This window comes from Pseudomonas sp. MD195_PC81_125 (assembly GCF_014060985.1).
GTDB classification, from domain to species: Bacteria; Pseudomonadota; Gammaproteobacteria; order Pseudomonadales; family Pseudomonadaceae; genus Aquipseudomonas; species Aquipseudomonas parakoreensis.
In genome coordinates, this window is sequence record NZ_JABULD010000992.1 from 1 (window position 1) to 541 (window position 541).

The following is a 541-nucleotide window of genomic DNA, read 5'->3' on the forward strand; positions in this document are numbered from 1 at the left end:
CACGTTCGACCAGGGTCAGGACGAATTCGCCCTGCTCCAGACTGATAAAGAAGTTGGTGTTTTCGCTGCCGGCGGCGATCCCCTGGAAATCAAGCAGACGGCCAAGCCCGTAAGGGTCAAGAAAGGTTTCCAGCTCTGGCCGAGCCAGGGGGGTGAACACAGACATGGTTAAAAACTGCTCAGTTCGGGCGCCGCGATCAAGCGGCGCCGATTAAAAAGTCAGGAATCTTACTTCCAGGTAAAGATTTCCCACGACGGAATCAGCATATCCGGCTGGTCGGAACGGATGTAGTTCACGTCCGAACCATCGGCGCGCACCAGGAAATACGGTTTGCCGCCCTTCGGCGTGACCTTGATCGCATAAACGAAGCCACTGCGGCTGTATTCCTGAATGACCTTGTCGCCCTCGGTGTGCGTGTTAATGGTAACTTCCGGCTCCTTCGACGGCGCATCATCCGCCGCCATCGCGGCCAATGGTGAGACAGCAATCAAACCGACCAGCAGCAAGCGATTTAACGTACGCATGATAACCTTGTCCCTT

At 55.6% G+C, this 541-nt stretch carries 1 protein-coding gene and 1 pseudogene; both read right to left on the reverse strand.

Features of this window, described 5'->3' with window-relative positions; translation table 11 throughout:
* Positions 1 to 166, reverse strand: a pseudogene (locus HT737_RS30765) (homoserine kinase); the annotation flags it as partial.
* Positions 167 to 228: 62 nt separating this feature from the next.
* The gene (locus tag HT737_RS30770) at positions 229 to 525 is read right to left on the reverse strand and encodes a DUF2782 domain-containing protein (protein ID WP_041073689.1); all 297 of its coding nucleotides are present in this window, start codon (positions 523 to 525) and stop codon (positions 229 to 231) included.
* Between the last annotated feature and the right edge of the window lie 16 nt (positions 526 to 541).